The sequence below is a fragment of the Nocardia sp. A7 genome, from assembly GCF_046549215.1.
Classification (GTDB): domain Bacteria; phylum Actinomycetota; class Actinomycetes; order Mycobacteriales; family Mycobacteriaceae; genus Nocardia.
Genome location: NZ_JAJPWE010000002.1, coordinates 353295 through 372758, shown reverse-complemented (window position 1 = coordinate 372758; position 19464 = coordinate 353295). Strand labels below are relative to the sequence as shown.

17 protein-coding genes are annotated in these 19464 nt (G+C 67.9%); 7 read left to right on the top strand and 10 right to left on the bottom strand.

Annotation, left to right across the window (positions count from 1 at the left end; all coding sequences use genetic code 11):
* Positions 1-51: 51 nt before the first annotated feature.
* The 5 genes from ACLJPD_RS13160 to ACLJPD_RS13140 all read right to left on the bottom strand — a co-directional run bounded on the left by ACLJPD_RS13160 (position 52) and on the right by ACLJPD_RS13140 (position 5605).
* On the bottom strand, positions 52-1056 hold the full coding sequence (locus ACLJPD_RS13160; protein WP_410872337.1) for a VWA domain-containing protein: 1005 nt from the start codon (positions 1054-1056) through the stop codon (positions 52-54).
* On the bottom strand, positions 1053-2009 hold the full coding sequence (locus ACLJPD_RS13155) for a DUF58 domain-containing protein (protein WP_410872335.1): 957 nt from the start codon (positions 2007-2009) through the stop codon (positions 1053-1055). The genes ACLJPD_RS13160 and ACLJPD_RS13155 overlap by 4 nt, the downstream gene beginning before the upstream one ends.
* A gap of 23 nt (positions 2010-2032) precedes the next feature.
* Positions 2033-3193, bottom strand: a complete 1161-nt coding sequence (locus ACLJPD_RS13150; RefSeq protein WP_410872333.1) for an AAA family ATPase — start codon at positions 3191-3193, stop codon at positions 2033-2035.
* Positions 3194-3369: 176 nt separating this feature from the next.
* Complete coding sequence (locus tag ACLJPD_RS13145; protein WP_410872331.1) at positions 3370-4794, bottom strand: NlpC/P60 family protein; 1425 nt, start codon at positions 4792-4794, stop codon at positions 3370-3372.
* A 265-nt stretch (positions 4795-5059) separates the two neighbouring features.
* Positions 5060-5605 carry a DUF6676 family protein gene (locus tag ACLJPD_RS13140; protein ID WP_410872329.1) on the bottom strand — a complete coding sequence of 182 codons (546 nt, stop codon included), beginning with the start codon at positions 5603-5605 and terminating at the stop codon, positions 5060-5062.
* Positions 5606-5903: 298 nt separating this feature from the next.
* Here ACLJPD_RS13140 and acnA point away from each other — a divergent pair, with 298 nt between their 5' ends.
* Together acnA and ACLJPD_RS13130 are read left to right on the top strand one after the other, a co-directional pair.
* Entirely contained in the window at positions 5904-8702 is a 2799-nt protein-coding gene (gene acnA, locus ACLJPD_RS13135) for an aconitate hydratase AcnA (RefSeq protein WP_410872327.1), read from the top strand.
* Positions 8703-8833: 131 nt separating this feature from the next.
* On the top strand, positions 8834-9403 hold the full coding sequence (locus ACLJPD_RS13130) for a TetR/AcrR family transcriptional regulator (protein ID WP_266290299.1): 570 nt from the start codon (positions 8834-8836) through the stop codon (positions 9401-9403).
* An 82-nt stretch (positions 9404-9485) separates the two neighbouring features.
* On the opposite strand, the gene ACLJPD_RS13125 is transcribed toward ACLJPD_RS13130, so the two are convergent.
* Complete coding sequence (locus ACLJPD_RS13125; RefSeq protein WP_410872326.1) at positions 9486-9986, bottom strand: MarR family winged helix-turn-helix transcriptional regulator; 501 nt, start codon at positions 9984-9986, stop codon at positions 9486-9488.
* A 65-nt stretch (positions 9987-10051) separates the two neighbouring features.
* Between ACLJPD_RS13125 and ACLJPD_RS13120 the strand changes: the two genes are divergently transcribed.
* The 4 genes from ACLJPD_RS13120 to ACLJPD_RS13105 all read left to right on the top strand — a co-directional run bounded on the left by ACLJPD_RS13120 (position 10052) and on the right by ACLJPD_RS13105 (position 12731).
* Positions 10052-10546, top strand: a complete 495-nt coding sequence (locus ACLJPD_RS13120; RefSeq protein WP_410872324.1) for a cupin domain-containing protein — start codon at positions 10052-10054, stop codon at positions 10544-10546.
* Between the two features lie 85 nt (positions 10547-10631).
* Positions 10632-11051 carry an acyl-CoA thioesterase gene (locus ACLJPD_RS13115; protein ID WP_410872322.1) on the top strand — a complete coding sequence of 140 codons (420 nt, stop codon included), beginning with the start codon at positions 10632-10634 and terminating at the stop codon, positions 11049-11051.
* Positions 11052-11336: 285 nt separating this feature from the next.
* The gene (locus ACLJPD_RS13110; protein ID WP_410872321.1) at positions 11337-11756 is read left to right on the top strand and encodes a hypothetical protein; all 420 of its coding nucleotides are present in this window, start codon (positions 11337-11339) and stop codon (positions 11754-11756) included.
* A 15-nt stretch (positions 11757-11771) separates the two neighbouring features.
* Positions 11772-12731 (top strand): MvdC/MvdD family ATP grasp protein, encoded by a 960-nt coding sequence (locus ACLJPD_RS13105; protein WP_410872319.1) that lies wholly within the window; start codon positions 11772-11774, stop codon positions 12729-12731.
* A 23-nt stretch (positions 12732-12754) separates the two neighbouring features.
* Here ACLJPD_RS13105 and ACLJPD_RS13100 read toward each other — a convergent pair whose 3' ends face one another.
* Both ACLJPD_RS13100 and ACLJPD_RS13095 read right to left on the bottom strand, forming a co-directional pair.
* Positions 12755-13027, bottom strand: coding sequence for a helix-turn-helix domain-containing protein (locus ACLJPD_RS13100; RefSeq protein ID WP_266290315.1), 273 nt, complete (start codon positions 13025-13027; stop codon positions 12755-12757).
* A 113-nt stretch (positions 13028-13140) separates the two neighbouring features.
* Complete coding sequence (locus ACLJPD_RS13095) at positions 13141-14772, bottom strand: ABC-F family ATP-binding cassette domain-containing protein (protein ID WP_410872317.1); 1632 nt, start codon at positions 14770-14772, stop codon at positions 13141-13143.
* 123 nt (positions 14773-14895) lie between these two features.
* Here ACLJPD_RS13095 and ACLJPD_RS13090 point away from each other — a divergent pair, with 123 nt between their 5' ends.
* Positions 14896-15660 (top strand): SDR family oxidoreductase, encoded by a 765-nt coding sequence (locus ACLJPD_RS13090; protein WP_410872315.1) that lies wholly within the window; start codon positions 14896-14898, stop codon positions 15658-15660.
* A 68-nt stretch (positions 15661-15728) separates the two neighbouring features.
* Here the strand turns inward: ACLJPD_RS13090 and ACLJPD_RS13085 are convergent, their stop codons facing one another.
* The gene (locus tag ACLJPD_RS13085; RefSeq protein ID WP_410872314.1) at positions 15729-18104 is read right to left on the bottom strand and encodes an MMPL family transporter; all 2376 of its coding nucleotides are present in this window, start codon (positions 18102-18104) and stop codon (positions 15729-15731) included.
* A gap of 248 nt (positions 18105-18352) precedes the next feature.
* Entirely contained in the window at positions 18353-19423 is a 1071-nt protein-coding gene (locus tag ACLJPD_RS13080) for a lycopene cyclase family protein (RefSeq protein WP_410872313.1), read from the bottom strand.
* Between the last annotated feature and the right edge of the window lie 41 nt (positions 19424-19464).

Below are 19464 nucleotides of genomic sequence, written 5' to 3'. Positions count from 1 at the left end.
CCGCGTCAGGGTCGCGCCGTTGCGACAGCTCACAACGCGGGGCGTGGGGAGCTAGGGCAGGCGTTGACGATAGAGCAAACTGACGACGACTCCCGCCGCGATGGCCAGCATGCCGAGCAACAGCCACGGCCTGCTCGCATCGCCACGGGTGGTCTCGTAGCCGATCTGTTCCTCGAGGGTGTCGTAGACCGCGGTGAGTTCGGCCAGCGACGAGGCGGTGTAGAAGTCGCCGCCGGACAGCTCGGCGATCTCGCGCAGCGAGTCGTTGTCGACGGGTACCTTCACCCGCTGTGAACCCTTGCCGTCGGAATCCGGGATCTCGACGGTGCCCCATTCGGTGCCGAAGGAGATCGTCGAGACCGGGATGCCCTTGTTCTTGGCCAGGCGCGCGGCGGTGAAACCGTGCCGGGGATTGTCGACGTCCTTGTCGTCGGGCACGGTCTGCTTGCCGTCCGACATCAGCACCACCCGCGCGGGCGGGGGCGTCTCGGCGCCGCCGAGCACGGCCGCCAGGGTATCGATCGACTGCAGAGCTGTGAGGACGCCCTCGCCGGTGGCGGTGCGCTCGGCCAGCTTGATGTTGTCGATCGAGTGCTTGACGGCTTCGCGGTTGGTCGTCGGCGACACCATCACCGAGGCCGTGCCCGCGAAGGTGACGAAACCGAGGTTGATGCCCGGCGTCAGCCCGTCGACGAAGTCCTTGCCCGCCTTCTGCGCGACCTGCAGTCGGTCCGGCTCCACGTCGGTGGCTTCCATCGACAGCGAAACATCCATCACCAGAACAACAGTCGCGCGGTTACGCGGCACCTTCTGCACGGCGGTCGGGCCCGCGGCGGCGATGGTCAGCAGCACAAGGCCGACCAGGATGAGCGCGATCGGCGCGTGGCGCATCGGACTCGGTCGCGACGGGGCGACGCGCTCCAGGATCGCCATGTTGCCGAACTGCAGCATCCGCTTGTGCCGGGCGCGCTGCACCAGCACGTAGCCGAGCACGAGCAGGGCGACGACCGCGAGGAAACCGAGCCAGACGACGGCCGTGAAATGCGAAATACTCACTGGCGAGGCACCCGCCCGCTCGGGGCGCCGAGGCTGTGGCGCCGGGTGGACACGAACCGGACCACGTCGGCGATCCAGTCCCGATCGGTCTGCAGGGTGAGCACCGGCGCGCCACAGCTGCGCAGCGCCTGCGCCACCTGCGCACGCTGGGCTCCGGCCGCGGCGGCGAAATCGGCGCGCAGCGTGGGAGTGACGCTGAACTCGCGGGTGCGGCCCGATTCGGGATCGTGCAGCACCACGTCGCCGCCGTCGGGCAGCGCGATGTCGAGTGGGTCGAGCACCTCAACGGCGAGGAGGTCGTGGCGGGCCGAGATCGCGCGAAGCGAACGCTGCCAGTCGACGTCGCCGAGGAAGTCGCTGATCACCACGGCCAGACCGCGTTTGCGTTGCGGGCGGCGCAGCGATTCGATCCCGGCCTTGAGGTCACCGCGTACACCGTCGCGGGCGTGCGGGGTGGTCGCGATGCCGCGCAGCAGGGTCTGGGCGTGCATGCGCCCGCTGCGGGCGGGGATGCGTACCAGATCCTGACCGGTCGCCACTACGGCGCCGATGCGGTTGCCGCCGCCGGAGGTGAGGTGGGTGATCGCCGCGGCGGCCGCGATCGCGAGATCGCGTTTGTGTACCCGGCCGGTGCCGAAGTCCAGGCTCGACGACAGGTCGACGACGAGCCAGGTCTCCAGCTCGCGATCGGCGATCATCTGCCGCACGTGCGGATGGGTGGTCCGGGCGGTGACCGACCAGTCCATCTGTCGCACATCGTCACCCGGCTGGTACAGCCGCGCCTCCCCCGGTTCCGAACCGGGTCCGGGGATCAGACCCTGGTGGTCGCCGTGCAGCACACCGTCGAGGCGGCGCCGCACGGTCAACTCGAGGGTCTTGAGCGCGGCGGCCAGCTTCGGATCGGTCAGTTCACCGGCGCGGAACGACGGCGGCGCGTGCGACGACACGGGCACGCGGACAACGGGTTCCGGCGCACTCACTGGGGCGCGACGGAGCCGGCGGGCTGGGACTGCTGCCCGTTCACCGGCTGCGGCGCGGGCTGGGGCTGGGGCGGCTGGGGCACCGGCGGCTGCTGCTGGGCAGCTTGACCGTTGGCCTGCGGGGCGACCTGCGGGAGACCGACCGTCTGCAGCACACGCTTGATGACGTCCTCGGGCGAAACCTCGTCGGCCAGTGCGTCATACGACAGCACCAGGCGGTGACGCAGCACGTCCGGGATCACCTCGACGACGTCCTGCGGCACCACGTAGTCACGACCACGGATCAGCGCGACCGAGCGGGCCGCGGCGATGATGCCGAGGCTCGCGCGCGGGGACGCGCCGTAGGAGATCCAGCTCGCCACATCGTCCATGCCGAATTCGGCGGGCGTGCGGGTCGCGGTGATCACGCGGACCACGTAGTCGACGAGCGCGTGGTGCACGAAGACGTTGGCGGCCACCTTCTGCAGGCGAATGATGTCTTCGGGGTCGAGAATCTGATTCGGCTCGGGCGCGCTCACACCCATCCGGTAGATGATCTCGCGCTCTTCCTCGACCGAGGGGTAGTCCACGACCACCTTGAACAGGAAGCGGTCGCGCTGCGCCTCGGGCAGCGGGTACACGCCCTCGCTCTCGATCGGGTTCTGGGTCGCCATGACCAGGAACGGATCGGGCATCGGGTAGGTCTTGCCGCCGATCGACAGCTTGCGCTCGGCCATCACCTCGAGCAGTGCCGACTGCACCTTGGCCGGTGCGCGGTTGATCTCGTCGGCGAGCACGAAGTTCGCGACGACCGGGCCGAGCTCGGTGTCGAATTCCTCGCGGCCCTGCCGGTAGATGCGGGTACCGATCAGGTCGGTTGGCACGAGGTCCGGGGTGAACTGCACCCGGGAGAACGAGCCGCCGATGACCTTGGCGAAGGTTTCCACCGCAAGAGTCTTCGCGACGCCAGGCACACCTTCGAGGAGCACGTGTCCGCGCGCCAGCACGGCGACGAGCAAACGCTCGACGAGCCGATCCTGACCGACGATAACCCGCTTGACCTCGTAAATCGCCTTCTCGAGAGTCTGGACGTCACGCTCCAGGGTGCTCGGCGCAGCCGTACCGGCGTCCTTCGCCAGCTTCGGCCCGCTCACACCTTCCGTCGAAGTCACCAACATCCCCGCTTTCGCTTTGGTCCTGTGCGTGCGGCACCAACTATTCCATTGAATCGCCCGGTGCGCCGCAACCGGCCAGTACTAGACGGGGATTCGTCATCCTCGTGACGCCGCTCACGCGACTCGGCCGAGGTGGGGCACACTGCACCGATCCGGCCCCTACCAGCAGCGATACGCACTCAGTCGGTGACGATGCGGACCGCGTACGGCATGATGCCGTCTTCGCGGACCGGGGAAATCTTCACGATGTCCCCGGATTCAGGGGCCTCGATCATCGTGCCGTTGCCCAGATACATCGCCACGTGCACGCTGCCGCCGGGGCCCCAGAAGAGCATGTCGCCGCGTTCGCGGTCGTCGACGTCGACTCGGGTGCCCGCGTTGTACTGGTAGCCGCTGTAGTGCGGCAGGGAGACGCCGATGCCGGCGAAGGCGTAGAGCATCAGGCCCGAGCAGTCGAAGCCGACCTTGTTGAAGTCGCCGTGGGCGTCGCCGGTGCCGCCGTCGCGGATACCGAGGGTGGGGCCGTCCTCGTCGCCGCCACCCCAGGCGTAGGTGACGCCGAGTTGCGACATCGCGCGGTCGACCACTGTTTCGATCGCGGCCGAACCGGTGACCTGGGGTCGCGAGGGGCGCGGTTCGGTTCGGCGCGGGGAGGCCGGGGTCGACTCGAGGTCGGTGTGTGGGCGCTGGCCCTCGTTGAGCTGGGCGGCGCGGTCGCGGGCGGCTTTGTCGGCGGCGGCGCGGGAGGCGGCGGCGTTGGCGGCGGCCAGCAGGGCGAGCACCTCGGCTTCGCGTTGGTCGTCCCAGTTCAGGAAGATCTCGCGCTGGCTCTGTAGCCCGGCGACGGTCGAGCGGGCGACATCGAGGGCGGACTGGGCGGCGCTGCGATCGCGGCGCAGATTCTCGCGGGCCACGCTCTGGGTGTCGAACTCGTTTTTGGCGATGTTCACCGCGGTCTGGGCGGCGTCACGCTTCTGCTCCGCGCCCGCCGCGGCCGTATCGGCATCGGCCTTCGCTTGCCGGGCGGCTGAGTTCTGGTTGGCCTGGTCGATCTGGGCGCGCCGCAACCCGTCCAGGACCTGCCGCTGGTTCTTCGACACCATGGCGAGCACCTGCGCGCGATCCATCGCGGCGTCGGGGGTCGAGGAGGCGAGGTAGGTGACGACCGAACTGGTGGCGGGGCGCACGTAGGCCTGGGTGGCGACCTGATCGAAATCCTGGCGTGCCACACCGACTTTCGCGCCCGCGTCCGCCAGTTGGGTCCGACTGTCGGCGACGGCGGCGGCGGCCGTGTCGGCGGCGTCGCGTGCGGTCTGCAGGTCGACGAGTGCCTGGTTGACCGCTTCGCGTTTGCCTGCGAGTTCGTCGTCGAGTTCGCGTAATTGTTGATCGGCCGCGGCGACGCGATTGATCAACAGGCCGATCTCGCTGACCCGCGCGTCGACCTGGGCGCCCGCTCCGGCGATCTCACCGTCGGACGGATTGGGGGGCGGGGGTGGTACCGCCGCGACCGGTCCTGCGGTGCCGAGTACCACCAGCACCGCCAGCAAACCGATCGCTATTCGTAATAGACCTGGTTCGTCCTGCCTGCCCGCACCGCGCACGGCACCTCCGAGTATCTCGACTCGACATACGCCACCGGCACATCAGCCGAAACACCGACCACAAGAGTCGACCAATGCCCCCTGTACCACTGCATTCACGCTCGCAATCACCGCAACCGTACGACACATAGTTCCCAAAGGAAACAACTGCCACAGTGGCGCGCGGCAACAATTCATCGATTGCTCGGAATTAGCCTGACAGGAGACAGTTTTCTACGCCATGAAACAGACCGTCGGTCTGGAAATGTGACTGGAGTGAAACCAGTTAGTTGGTGGAGCCCGCATCGACGCGCGGCGACTCACTGACGGCCGGGACCTCGGGCCCGCGGCGGACCTTCACCAGATACAGCCCGGCGATCGCCAGCGCCATCAGGCCGAGCAACACACCGGTGATGACACTCCAGGAGACGCCTTCCGGCTGCTCCAGCCGGTCGACGAAGACCTGCACGGCCTCTTCGGGATGGTTGCCCTTGTACTTGGCCGCGTCCTCGGCCCATTCCAGGCGAACCCGGCTGATGCTGTCGCTGTAGGTGCCGAGCCAGTCGTCGCTGAAGACCGCGACGGTGCCGTGGGTGCTCTCGCCGACCTCGGTGGCCAGGTCACGTAGGCTCGAGTCGTGGCCGGGATTACCGGGAACGATGACGACGCTGAGCGGGATCCCCTCGGATCGCGCCTGCGCGACGATCGCCGCCAGTTTCTCCTGATCCTGACCTTTGGGGGCCGCGACGTGATTGTCGGCGAGGTCGGACGCGACGCTGCTCAGCACGGTGTTCGGCGGCAGTTCGGCCGCCATCGGCGCAAAAGTGGTCATCTTCCATCCGGTCTGTCGAGCCACGATCGCCGGTGTCGCGACGGGCGTCCAACACTGCCAAGGTGAGCGTCACTGCGTCTTCCCCGACTTCGCTCGTCAGGCACAGTACGCGACGTGGCGCTGTACTACGTCCACACGGCACCACCGACGGCCCCCGCGTATTTCATAGGACAAGCGTACTGTTAGGCTCGTACGGCGAGGAAACCGGCATATCACGGCGCCGGATACCCCCTCCGAAGACGCGAGTCGCCGGCACAGCCCCGCCGGCGGCACACCCTCACACATGAGTGGAGCTGACGTGACGAAGATTGATACCTTCGGCGCCAAAGGCACGCTAGAGGTCGGAAGCAACTCCTACGAGATCTTCCGTCTCTCGGCTGTTCCCGGCACCGAGAAGCTGCCCTACGCCCTGAAGGTGCTGGCAGAAAACCTGCTGCGCACCGAGGACGGCGCGAACATCACCGCCGACCACATCCGCGAGATCGCGAACTGGGACCCCTCGGCGCAGCCGAGCGTCGAGATCCAGTTCACCCCCGCGCGCGTGATCATGCAGGACTTCACCGGCGTGCCCTGCATCGTCGACCTGGCCACCATGCGTGAGGCCGTCACCACCCTCGGTGGCGATCCCAGCAAGGTGAACCCGCTCTCCCCCGCTGACATGGTCATCGACCACTCGGTGATCCTGGACGTCTTCGGCCGCGCCGACGCGCTGGAGCGCAACGTCGACCTCGAATACGAGCGCAACGGCGAGCGTTACCAGTTCCTGCGCTGGGGCCAGGGCGCCTTCGACGACTTCAAGGTCGTCCCCCCCGGCATGGGCATCGTCCACCAGGTCAACATCGAATACCTGGCCCCCACCGTCATGGTCCGCAACGGCCAGGCCTACCCCGACACCTGTGTCGGCACCGACTCGCACACCACCATGGTCAACGGCCTCGGCGTGCTCGGCTGGGGCGTCGGCGGCATCGAGGCCGAGGCCGCGATGCTCGGCCAGCCGGTCTCCATGCTGATCCCGCGCGTGGTCGGCTTCAAGCTGACCGGTGAGATCAAGCCCGGCGTGACCGCCACCGACGTGGTGCTCACCGTCACCGAGCAGCTGCGCAAGCACGGCGTCGTCGGCAAGTTCGTCGAGTTCTACGGCAAGGGCGTCACCGAGGTGCCGCTGGCGAACCGCGCGACCCTGGGCAACATGAGCCCCGAATTCGGTTCCACCGCGGCGATCTTCCCGATCGACGGCGAGACCATCAACTACCTGCGCCTGACCGGCCGCAGCGACGAGCAGCTCGCGCTCGTCGAGGCGTACGCCAAGGAACAGGGCATGTGGCACGACCCCGAGCGCGAGCCGGTCTACTCGGAGTACCTCGAGCTCGACCTGAGCACCGTGGTGCCCTCGATCGCAGGCCCGAAGCGCCCGCAGGACCGCATCCTGCTGTCGGAGTCCAAGCCCGCCTTCCGCTCCGACATCCTGACCTACGTCGGCGAAGGTGACTTCACCATGCTCGACGAGGGCGTCGACGAGACCTTCCCGGCGTCGGACCCCGTCTCCGTGTCGGCCAACGGTGCCAACGACGACTATGCCCCGGCCCACTCGGCCGCCAAGGGCGCCAACGGCCGTCCGTCCAAGCCGGTCGAGGTCGTCGGCGAGGACGGCAACAAGTTCGTCCTCGATCACGGTGCCGTCGTCGTCGCGGGTATCACCTCCTGCACCAACACCTCCAACCCGTCGGTCATGCTCGGCGCCGCCCTGCTCGCCCGCAACGCGGTGGAGAAGGGTCTTTCGACCAAGCCGTGGGTGAAGACCAACATGGCGCCGGGTTCGCAGGTCGTCACCGATTACTACGAGAAGGCCGGTCTGTGGCCCTACCTGGAGAAGCTGGGCTTCTTCGTCGGTGGCTACGGCTGCACCACCTGCATCGGTAACACCGGTCCGCTGCCCGAGGCGATCTCGGCCGCGATCAACGACAACGACCTCTCGGTCACCGCCGTGCTCTCCGGTAACCGCAACTTCGAGGGTCGCATCTCCCCCGACGTGAAGATGAACTACCTGGCCTCCCCGCCGCTGGTCATCGCCTACGCGCTCGCGGGCACGATGGACTTCGACTTCGAGACCGACGCGCTCGGCCAGGACTCCGACGGCAACGATGTCTTCCTGAAGGACATCTGGCCCTCGGCCCAGGAGATCGACGACACCATCAAGTCGTCGATCAGCCAGGACATGTTCCGCAACTCCTACGCCACCATCTTCGACGGTGACAAGCGTTGGCAGGGTCTGTCCACCCCGGAGGGTGACACCTTCGCGTGGGACGAGAAGTCGACCTACGTGCGCAAGGCGCCGTACTTCGACGGCATGTCGATGGATCCCTCCCCCGTCACCGACATCTCCGGCGCTCGCGTGCTGGCGCTGCTGGGCGACTCGGTCACCACCGACCACATCTCCCCGGCGGGCCCGATCAAGCCCGGCACCCCGGCCGCGCAGTACCTCGACGCCAACGGTGTGGCCCGCAAGGACTACAACTCGCTGGGCTCGCGTCGCGGTAACCACGAGGTCATGATCCGTGGCACCTTCGCCAACATCCGGCTGCGCAACCAGCTGCTCGACGACGTCTCGGGTGGATACACCCGCGACTTCACCCAGGATGGTGGCCCGCAGGCGTTCATCTACGACGCCTCGCAGAACTACCAGGCCGCGGGTATCCCGCTGGTCGTGCTCGGTGGCAAGGAATACGGTTCGGGCTCCTCGCGTGACTGGGCCGCCAAGGGCACCAGCCTGCTGGGCGTGAAGGCCGTCATCACCGAGTCGTTCGAGCGCATCCACCGCTCCAACCTGATCGGCATGGGCGTTGTGCCGCTGCAGTTCCCGGCCGGGCAGTCCGCCGCGTCGCTGGGCCTGACCGGCACCGAGACCTTCGACATCGCGGGGATCACCGCCCTCAACGAGGGTGTCACCCCCAAGACCGTCAAGGTCACCGCCACCGCCGAAGACGGCAAGGTCACCGAGTTCGACGCGGTCGTCCGCATCGACACCCCCGGTGAGGCCGACTACTACCGCAACGGCGGCATCCTGCAGTACGTGCTGCGCAACATGATCCGCGGCTGATTGTTCGACCCGGTGGCGCGACACCGTAAGGTGTTGCGCCACAAGGGCATTCGTTTGCTCATGAATAATGCGACAGCCCCCGTCTCGGTTCGCCGGGGCGGGGGTCCGTGTATCCGCTAGCTGGAGGAATCATGCCCAAGGTCAGCGACGACCACCTCGCCGCCCGCCGCAGCCAGATCCTCGACGGTGCACGACGCTGCTTCGCCGAATACGGCTACGACGGCGCCACCGTGCGCCGCCTGGAAGAAGCCATCGGCCTGTCCCGCGGTGCCATCTTTCATCACTTCCGCGACAAGGACGCCCTGTTCTTCGCCCTGGCCAAGGACGACGCCGAGCGCATGGCCGATGTCGCGGCCAACCAGGGCCTTGTGCAGGTGATGCGCGACATGCTCGCCCGCCCCGAAGAATTCAACTGGCTCGGCACCCGCCTCGAGATCGCGCGCCGAGTCCGCACCGACCCCGAGTTCCGCGCGGGCTGGACCCAACGCTCCGCCGAACTCACCGCGGCGACCCTGGCCCGCCTGGAGCGCCGTAAGGCCGCGGGTGCCCTGCGCGACGACGTTCCCACCGACGTCCTGCTCGGCTACCTCGACCTCGTCCTCGACGGCCTCATCGCCCGCATCGCCTCAGGCCACACCAACGAAAACCTTTCCGCCGTACTGGATCTCGTCGAAGCTTCGGTGCGCCGCAAGGAATCCTGAGTTGCCGCGGCCGCCAAATCGTGACTGATTGCGCACGGCGGGATCGTCGTGGTGAGCCATTTTTCTGATCGGGATCGGGAGGTCAGTCCGCCCATCCGGTGAGCAGTTTTCGCGAGATGCGGTCCAGGGCGGCCCGATCCGCGGGATCGAGCACCGACAGCATCGCCGTCTCGTTCTCGGTGTGCGCCACGACCACTGTGTCGATGAGTTCGCGACCTTCCTCGGTGAGCGCGACCCGTACGGCGCGCCGGTCCTCACGGTCGGCGATGCGGCGGACCAGGCCCGCGGCTTCGAGGCGGTCGATGCGGCCGGTCATGCCCGCGCGCGAGAGCATCAGCGTGTCGGCGAGAACCGAGGGGTTGAGTTCGAACGGCGCTCCCGAACGGCGCAGTGCCGCAAGCACATCGAACTCACCGCGCTGCAATCCGTGTGCGGCGAAGACGGATTCGATGCGCGCGGTGCCGATGACCATCAGTCTGCCGAGCCTGCCGAGCACCGCCATCGCCTCGAGCTCCAGATCTGGTCGCTCCCGCTGCCACTGCGCCGTGATCACGTCGACGACGTCCGATTCGCGTTCATCCATGGACACCATTCTATTCGCTGGGATATAGTTCGGTGACGAATTATCAACCGGCGAATGGAATGCCCATGACGAACACCCGCGACATCGCCCTCTGCCTGCCCGAAGACGCCGAGACCCTGGGCACCGAGAATGTGCGGATGCGCCTGCTCGTCGACGCGAACGCCAGCGACGGCACGGTCAGCACCCTCGAAGTCACCATGGCTCAGGGCGCCGACGGCGCCGCACCGCACTTCCACACTCGCTCCGACGAGCTGTTCTACGTCGCCGACGGCGAACTGCAGGTCATGGCCGGGGACCGCATCCTCACCGTCGGCGCGGGTGGCTCGCTGGTCGTGCCGCGGCAGATGCCGCACGCCTTCGGCGCCACCCCCGACAGCGGCGCGCGCATCCTGATCGCCCTGATGCCGGGCGTTCAGCGCTTCGAGTACTTCCGCCTGCTCGACCGGCTGATCCGCGGCGAGGCGGCCCACGACGAATTCGTCGCCGCCCAAGAGGAATTCGACAATCACTTCGTCGACGCGCCCGCCTGGTGGGCCGAACGCAACGCGCACCGCGGCTGATCCGCCATACACTCCCCCGCACACTGTGGCGGAGATTGCACTCCGATCGGGAACAACGCGGCCGAAGCGAGCGGCTGTACACCGTATGACGTTCTCCGTACCGGTCCGCGTCCGCGGCTACGAGCTCGACACCCAGGGCCATCTCAATCACGCCGTCTACCACCAGTACGGCGAGCACGCCCGGTGGGAGCTGATGCGTGCCGCGGGCATCTCGCAGGACAAGTTCATCGCCAGCGGCGTCGGCGCGGTGGTACTCGAGTCGACCATCAAATACAAGCGCGAGCTGCGCGGCGGCGACGAGGTCACGGTAACCTGCGTCTTCGACTGGCAGGAAGGCGAGAAGGTCTTTCGCTTCCACCAGCAGATCATCAAGCTCGACGGCACCGTCTCCGCGGAGATCACCGTCGTGGCGGGTGCGATGGATCTGACCACCCGCAGGCTCGTCCCCGAACCGGCCGAACACTTCCGCGGGCTCGCCGAGAATCCCGAACTGCTCGGCCTGTAGCGAGCACACGGCGCGGCGGGCAGCTCCCGGCATGCGCCCGGAGCTGCCCGCCGCGCCGCTGTCGTAGACGTTTGCTGTGGGATTGCCGGTGCAAACAAAGTTCACGCATCCGAGTTGTCCGAAATTCTTTCGCCGCAAGGCGATCACGCGCCGCTCGGCGGTTTGCCCGGCGCTGCGCAAATCTCGCGAACCCGCTCGGCGGACCAGGGGTTCACGCTATGATCCGAAGCACCTTTTGGGGTTCTGGCAAATCGCGAGCAGACGAGAAGATCGGAGCAAGTGCCCATGACCGACGCCATCCACCTCCCCGCTACCGCGTCGTCCCGAGATCGGGGCCCCGCCTTGCGCGGACTGCTGGTGGCCGAGTCCGATCGTGACATCTCGGTGCGCGTCGACGGTGGTACCTGGACCTTCGATCGCAGCGACATCGTGCGACTCACCGAAGATCGCGTTGGCACGGGGGAACGGCAGGTGCGGGTCGACATCCGCCCCGGCGCGACCGCCGATTTCACCCGGCGCATGCGCGTCGAGCTCGTCGACAGGCCGATCACCCTCGCGCCGGAACCGTCGGAGTCGCTCGGCGACGAGCAGCTGGCCCGCGCCACCCGCAGCTGGGCGACGAAACTGCGCATCGCCGAACGAGGTGGTGTCACCGGAGCGACGTTCAGTTTCCGCGACGGCATCAACTGCGACAGCCTCGACTGAAGCGGCGCAGCGGTCATGGAAGGCGCTACCGACGCCGTGCTCATCGTCTCCGAAACCGACGACCTGCACGCCGATGCGCTGGCGTCCACCCTGCGAGAACACCACGGGCTCGACCCGATTCGACTCGATCTGCGCGACTTCCCCAGGGAGACAGGTAGTTTCCGGCTGGACAAGGCGGGCACCAACCGCGCACTGTCGCATGTCCACGGTCTCGACGACGTGCGCGCGGTGTGGTGGCGCAGGCCGCACCCGTGCCAGGTTCCCTCCGGCGTGCGCGTCGCCGACGACGAGTTCCGCCAAGCCGAGTGCGACGGGTTCCTCCAGGGCATGCTCTGGTCGATCCCGGCGTACTGGGTCAACGACCCAGCCGCCGAACGCACCGCTTCGCGCAAGATCGTGCAGCTCGAAACCGCGCAGCGGGCGGGCTTCACGATCCCGGAAACGCTGATCACCAACGATCCGGACGAGGCGCGTAGTTTCATCGAATCCCGGTGCGGCCCAGTGGTGTACAAACGAACCGGCACCGGGCGTGGTGAGTTCTCCGAGACCAGGATCATCACCGGGCCCGACCTGAGCAGGCTCGAGTCGATCCGCTCGACGCCCACCACGTTCCAGGACTATGTGGCGGCCAGCTGCGATCTGCGGGTGGTATGGGTCGACGGAGTCGAGTGGAGTGTGCGCATCGACTCCCAAGCGGGCGTGGGCCGCATCGACTCCCGCCTCGACACCTCGGTCGCGTTCGCGCCGGATCGGCTGCCCGCCTCCGTCAGTAAGTCCCTCGCGACCCTGATGGGCGCGCTCGGGCTCAGCTTCGGCGTCGTCGACCTACGCCTCGGCAGCGACGGCGAGTACTACTTCCTCGAAGTGAACCCGCAGGGCCAGTTCGCCTACCTCGAGATCAAGACGGGACTGCCGCTGTTCGCCAGCCTGGCGAATCTGCTGGTCCGCGGCGACGGAGCCGTCGCAGGCTGGTAGCGGCCGGCGACTGTGCGCGCCGCTCAGTCGGCCGGATTCTTGCGCCGATTGGCGCCGCCGCGTCCACGCAGTTCGACATGTGACTCGACCAGCACATTGTGGATGAAGCCGTACGAGCGGCCGGTGGACCTGGCCAGGGTGCGAATGGACGCGCCCGCCTCGTACTGCTTCTTCAACTGGGACTGCAACCGGTCGCGGGACTTGCCCGTGACCCGGGTGCCCTTGCCCAGGGCTGCCTTGCCGATCGTCGATTTACCCTTGGCCGACCTAGCGGCCTGTCTGGCACTGTCGCTCATGGCTTCCTCCGAGTCGCCGAGCACTTCTTCCAGGCTAGACACTCTGCACTCGGTGATCAACGAAAACAGTGATCAAACTCACGCGATCCCGGCGAGTTCCGCTCCGACACGGGTCAGGCGAGATCGATGAGCTCCGCGTACTCCGCCGACCAGTGGTCCTCGGTGCCGTCCGGGAGCAGAATGACCCGCTCCGGGTTGAGCGCCTCGGCCGCGCCGGGATCGTGCGTTACCAGCACCACGGCGCCCGCGTAGGTGCGCAGCGCCTCTAGCACCTGCTCGCGCGAAACCGGGTCGAGGTTGTTGGTCGGCTCGTCGAGCAGCAGCACGTTGGCCGCCGAGGAGACCAGCCCGGCCAGCGCCAGACGCGTCTTCTCACCGCCGGACAGCGTGCCCGCGGGCTGGTCGAGCTGCGGGCCGGTGAACATGAACGCGCCGAGCAGGCTGCGCAGCTCCTGCTCGCCCGCATCCGGGGAGGCTTGGCGGATGTTCTCCCACACCGAGGCTTGATCGTCGAGGGTGTCGTGCTCCTGGGCGAAGTAGCCCACCTTGAGTCCGCGGCCCTGTTCGACGCCACCGGCGGTCGGTGTCTCGACACCGGCGAGCAGTTTCAGCATGGTCGTCTTGCCCGCACCGTTGAGCCCGAGCACCACCACCCGACTGCCCTTGTCGACGGCGAAGTTCACGCCGGTGAAGATCTCCAGCGAACCGTAGAGCTTGGTCAGGTCCTTCACCATCAGTGGAGTCTTGCTGCAGGCCGCGGGCTCGGGGAACCGGATGCGGGCGACCTTGTCGCTCACCCGCACGTCGTCGAGGTCGTTGATCAACCGCTCGGCGCGACGCACCATCTGGTGTGCCGCAGCGGCTTTGGTGGCCTTCGCGCCGAGCTTGGCGGCCTGCTGACGCAGCGCGCCCGCCTTCTTCTCGGCATTGGCGCGCTCGCGCACGCGACGCTGCTCGTCGGTGGCGCGGGCGTCGAGGTACTTCTTCCAGCCCATGTTGTAGACGTCGGGCTCGCCGCGCACGGCGTCGAGGAACCACACCTTGTTCACCACGTCGCCGAGCAGTTCCACATCGTGGCTGATCACGATCAGGCCGCCGTCGTGGCTCTGCAGGAACCCGCGCAGCCAGGTGATGGAGTCGGCGTCGAGGTGGTTGGTCGGCTCATCGAGCAGCAGGATGCGATCCGAGCGCCCACCGGAGCCGTCGGAGGCGGAGAAGAGAATGCGGGCCAGCTCGATGCGACGACGCTGACCACCGGAAAGGGTACGCAACTGCTGGTCGAGGACGCGGTCGGGCAGGCCGAGGCTGTTGCAGATGCGTGCCGCTTCGCTCTCGGCGACGTAGCCACCGAGCGAGGAGAACTGGTCCTCGAGGCGCCCGTATCGGCGAATCGCCTTGTCACGGGCGGCATCATCGGCCACCTCGGCCATCTCGACCTGGGCCTTCTCCATGTCGCGCAGCAACACGTCGAGGCCGCGCGCCGAGAGCACCCGGTCCTTGGCGATCACATCGAGATCGCCTTCCTTCGGGTCCTGCGGCAGGTAGCCGATGTCGGTGGAACGCGTGATCTTTCCGGCGTACGGCTCACCTTCGCCCGCGAGGATGCGCAGGGTGGTGGTCTTACCCGCACCGTTGCGACCGACCAGTCCGATCCGGTCGCCGGACTGCACCCGCAGCGCCGGCCCAGGGGCCGAGAGCAGGGTGCGGACTCCGGCCCGAACCTCCAGGTCGGTCGCCGTGATCACAGAGTTCTCCTCAGAGTAGGACAATCGGGAAAGGTATATCGGCAAGAACCACTTATTTTACCGTCGATGCCGCCGGAGGACGCACCCGGCGTTGCCCGATGTGAGCGTGGTTACTCTCTTGGCATGACTACCGATCTACTCGGCCGCACCGCCCTCGTCACGGGAGCCAGTCGTGGCATCGGTCTCGCGACCGCCGCCGAACTCCTGCGCCGGGGTGCGAACGTGCTGATCACCGCCCGTAAACCGGAACCGCTGGAAGCCGCGGCTACCGAGCTGCGCGCGCTGGGCCACCCGGGCCAGGTGAGCTTTATCGCAGGCAACGCCGGTGATGCCGACGCGCGCGCGGAAGCCGTCGCCAGGGCCGTCACCGAGTACGGCTCGCTCGACATCCTGATCAACAACACCGGCATCAACCCCGTCTACGGCGCGCTGATGGACGCCGATCTGGGTGCGGTCAGCAAGATCTTCGATGTGAACGTGGTGGCGGCGCTCGGCTTCGTGCAGCAGGCCTATCGCGCGTGGATGGCCGAGCACGGCGGCGCCGTGGTGAACGTGGCCAGCGTCGCGGGCATCCGCTCGTCCGGGGTGATCTCGGCCTACGGCGCGTCGAAGGCCGCGCTGATCCGGCTCACCGAGGAGCTGGCCTGGCAGCTGGGCCCCAAGATCCGCGTCAACGCGGTGGCGCCGGGCGTGGTCAAGACCAAGTTCGCCGACGCGCTGTACGCCGACGACGAGGAGCGCGCCGCGAGTGTGTACCCGATGAAGCGGCTCGGTGTGCCCGAGGATGTGGCTCGGCTGATCGCGTTCCTGGTTTCCGACGAGGCCGCGTGGATCACCGGCGATTGCGTGCGGGTCGACGGCGGGTTCCTGTCCACCGGCGGCATCTGACACGCACGGCCGCTGGAACTCGCAGGGGCGGGCCACGTTTGCGCGTTGCCCGCCCCTGCGATGTTTCGTCAGTCCGAGGTCTCGCGGCTTCCCGTCGAGGCCGAGATACTCTCCTGCGCCCGTGAATTCTCCCGGGCACCGTCCTCGCCCCGCTCCGCCTCGGCCCGGGCCGCTTCGGCTCGTGCCGCCTCGGCCCGCGCTAGTGGATCCACGACGACGATCTCCTCCGGCCTGGCGGCGAGCGGATCACGCACCACCACTGCACGTTTCGACGATCGCACCGCGCCGCTGTCGTCCAGGCCCCACCGGTCGTGCAGGCGGTGCAGGAATTCCGGTGCGTACCAGTTGGCGTCGCCGAGTACCTTCATCGCGGCGGGCAGCAGGAACCCGCGCACCAGGGTGGCGTCGACGATCACGGCCAGTGGCAGGCCGATGCCGAAGGCCTTCATGAAGGTGATGTCGGAGGCGAGGAAGCCGAGGAACACCAGCGAGATCAAGATCGCGGCGGCGGTGACGATGCGCCCGACTCGTTCCAGGCCGAGCGCGACCGCGGTCTCGTTCTTGCCGGTGCGGTCGTATTCCTCGCGGATCCGCGAGAGCAGGAACACCTGGTAGTCCATCGCGAGCCCGAAGGCGGCGGCGAACAGCATCACCGGGACGGTGGCGGACAGCTCCCCGGTGACGGTGAAGCCGAGCACCCCGGACAGGTGCCCGTCCTGGAAGATCCACACCAGCGCACCGAAGGTCGCGGTCAGGCTCAGCGCGCTGAGGATCACCGCCAGCACCGGCAGCACCACACTGCCGGTGAGCGCGAACAGCACGATCAGCATCATGAGCACCACGAAGCCGAGCGCCCACGGTAGTTCGTTCTCGATGGCGGCGACCGAGTCGGCGTTGGCCGCCGCTACGCCACCGACCAGCAATTCGCTGGGTGTGCGCACCGCGCGCACCTGCTCGACCAGGCTCGCCAGCGCGTCGCTGTCGCCGGTGGTCGGCACGATCGACAGGTACACGGCCTTCTCGACCCGGAATCGCGCGTTGACCGCGGTGGGTTCGACGAGCAGTCCGCCCTGGGCGTAGCTGCCGGTGGCGGTGTCGACGCGGCGGACATCGTCCAGGTCGGACATGGCACGGGCGATGGTGTCGAGTCCCGCTGCGCTGTAAGCGCTTTCGGGCAGTACGGCGACGAGGGTGTGCTGGTCGCTTTCACCGAAGTCGCGGGCGACGAGCTCGGCGACCTGCCGCGAGTTCATCGATGCGGGCAGGGTGCGTTCGTCCGGGAAACCGAGTTTCACGCCGAGGAAGGGTGCGCCGAGCAGGAGCAGCAGTGCGGTGACGGCCAGTCCGATCGAGATCGGTTTGCGCATCACCGCGGTGGCCAGCTTGTGCCAGGCACCCTCGCCGGGAGCGGGGCGCGGCGCGCGCAGGAACCACCAGCCGAGCTGGCCCTTGTCGATGCGCGTGCCGATCAGCAGCAGCGCGGCGGGCAACACGGTGAGCGACACGAGCGCGGCCAGTGCCGCGACGACGATGCCCGCGAAGCCCATCGACCGGATCGCCAGCAGCGGGAAGAACAGCAACCCCGCCAGCGCCACCGCGACGGTGAGCGCGGAGAACGCGACGGTGCGGCCCGCGGTGCGCAGGGTGGTGGCCACCGCGCCTGCCGGGGTGCGGCCTTCGGTGAGTTCGTCGCGATAGCGGTTGACGATCAGCAGGCTGTAGTCGATGGCCAGGCCGAGGCCCAGCAGCGTCGCCACATTGGTCGCGGTGACCGACAGCGGGGTGAACAGGGCGAGCAACCACAGTGCGCCCATGGTGGTGACCACGGTGCCGATCGCGACGAGCAGTGGCAGGCTCGCGGCGACCAGGCCGCCGAAGACGAACATCAGCGCGATCAGGGTGAGCGGGAACGCGATGGCCTCGCCCTTGGCGATGTCGGTTTTGCTCTGCTCCACGGTCTCGTGCATGAGCATGGCGAACCCGCCCGCCCTGACCTGCAACGATCCCTGCTCGCCGGTCAGCTCCTCGGAAATGGCGGTGACGCGTTCGTCGATCTCGCGTTCGCTGCCGAGCACACTCGCGACGATCAGTCCCTGCTTGCCGTCGACGCTGCGCAGCGCGGGCAGGTGGGTGGTCCAGTACGACATCACCTCGGTGACACCGTCGCGTTCCTGCAGGTTGGCGACCAATGCCGTGGCCGCCGCGGTCGATTCGGGATCTTCGACCGAAGACTCGGTTTCGACCAGCAGCAGCAGGTTCGGCGGCGCCTGCCCGAACTCCTCACGCAGCACCTCGAGCGCACGGCTGGATTCGCTGCCGGGGTCGGTGTATCCGCCGCCCTCCACCCGCTCGAACAACGTGGCACCCAGTGCGCCGAGCACCACCGCGAGCACCGCGAAAACGCCGAGCACCCAGCGACTGCGCCGCCTGGTGAATTCGAACACCGAAACCCCTAACTGATCATGCTGTGACGCGACCGCATGTCGACGTGCGGGGCTGGGAACAGTTCCGGCCGTCCCGCCTCGTCTCGCCCGATCCTGTTGGCGGGGCGGCGCGTTCGCGTGGCGATCGTAGCAACTTCGTGGCGGTGCCGCCGGGCCTCGGCCGGACCGCTGTCGAGCCCGGTCAGCAACCGCCCTGACCCATCCGCGTCAGGATGACGGTGTCGACGTTCGCACGAGGGTCGCAGCCGTTAACGGTTGACGCCGAGGACAGCGGTGACGAGGCCGCGACGCAGGTCCGGGGGCAGCTCGGCGAAGAGCGCGCGCATCGCGGCCAGGGTGCCGCGCAGGTCGTCGTGCCCCGACAGGTACGAACGCTGCAGCGGGGCGGGCAACCGGAAGAAGGCATCGAAGAAGACACCGACATCGCGGGGTGGGAAGTCGAGGAGCGCTCGCAATCCGGCGCGACGCAGTGCGGCGACGGCACGGGCTTGCGGAGTCCACACCGTGTCACCCGCGACGACGGTGTCCGCGGCGGCGAGTGCGGCGGCGACGCTGTAGCCGGTCGCGGGATGCGTCAGTCCTCCGGCCGCACCGAATCGACCGCGACCAGGCTTGCCGCCTTCCACCGGAAACCGCACTCGCTCAACAGGTTCGGTCCCCGAGATGGGAATTCCCCGCGCACTCAGCCGGTGTTCCAGCCTGTGCCGCAGCACATCCGGAGTGAGGGCGGGTCGACCGGCGAGGCACGTTTCCTCGAACAGCACAGTGTCACCGCCGAGAGGGACGACATAGAGGAACGACGGCGTCTGATCCGGATCCGCCCCGTTGTCGGCCCGCCAGTCCATGAAGAACGTCGGCTCGACCTCGTCGCGGGCGAGGATCACGCCGTAGGCGGTCTGCTCGGCGCGACGTGGTGACCGCGTCAACCCGCGCGCATCCACCACCCGCCCGGTCCAGGTCTGCCCACCAGCCGTGCGCACCACTCCGGCTCGCGCATCCACCTCGACCACCCGATCGGCGACTACCGTCGCCCCCTCGAGTGTCAGCGAGGCCTGAAGCCCCGCAGTATCGAAAACTTGATAGACCCGCTCGACCCTGTGCTCCCGCGTTCCCCAGGCCGACGGTCCGTCCACCGTCGCCGCCACCGCGCCCCGATCGATCCAGCCCGGCAACTCATCAGCCCACGCCGCGTAAGTCGGCGTCCACACCCGCTCCGGTCGCGGATCGATCACCGTGACCTTCCGTCCAGCCGCCAACCCACGATGAGCGACGGCCCGCCCCGCCGGGCCGAGTCCACAGATGATCAGGTCAGCGCGCACCGCACAATTCGATCAGACGCGCGAAGGCCGAGCACCGCCGC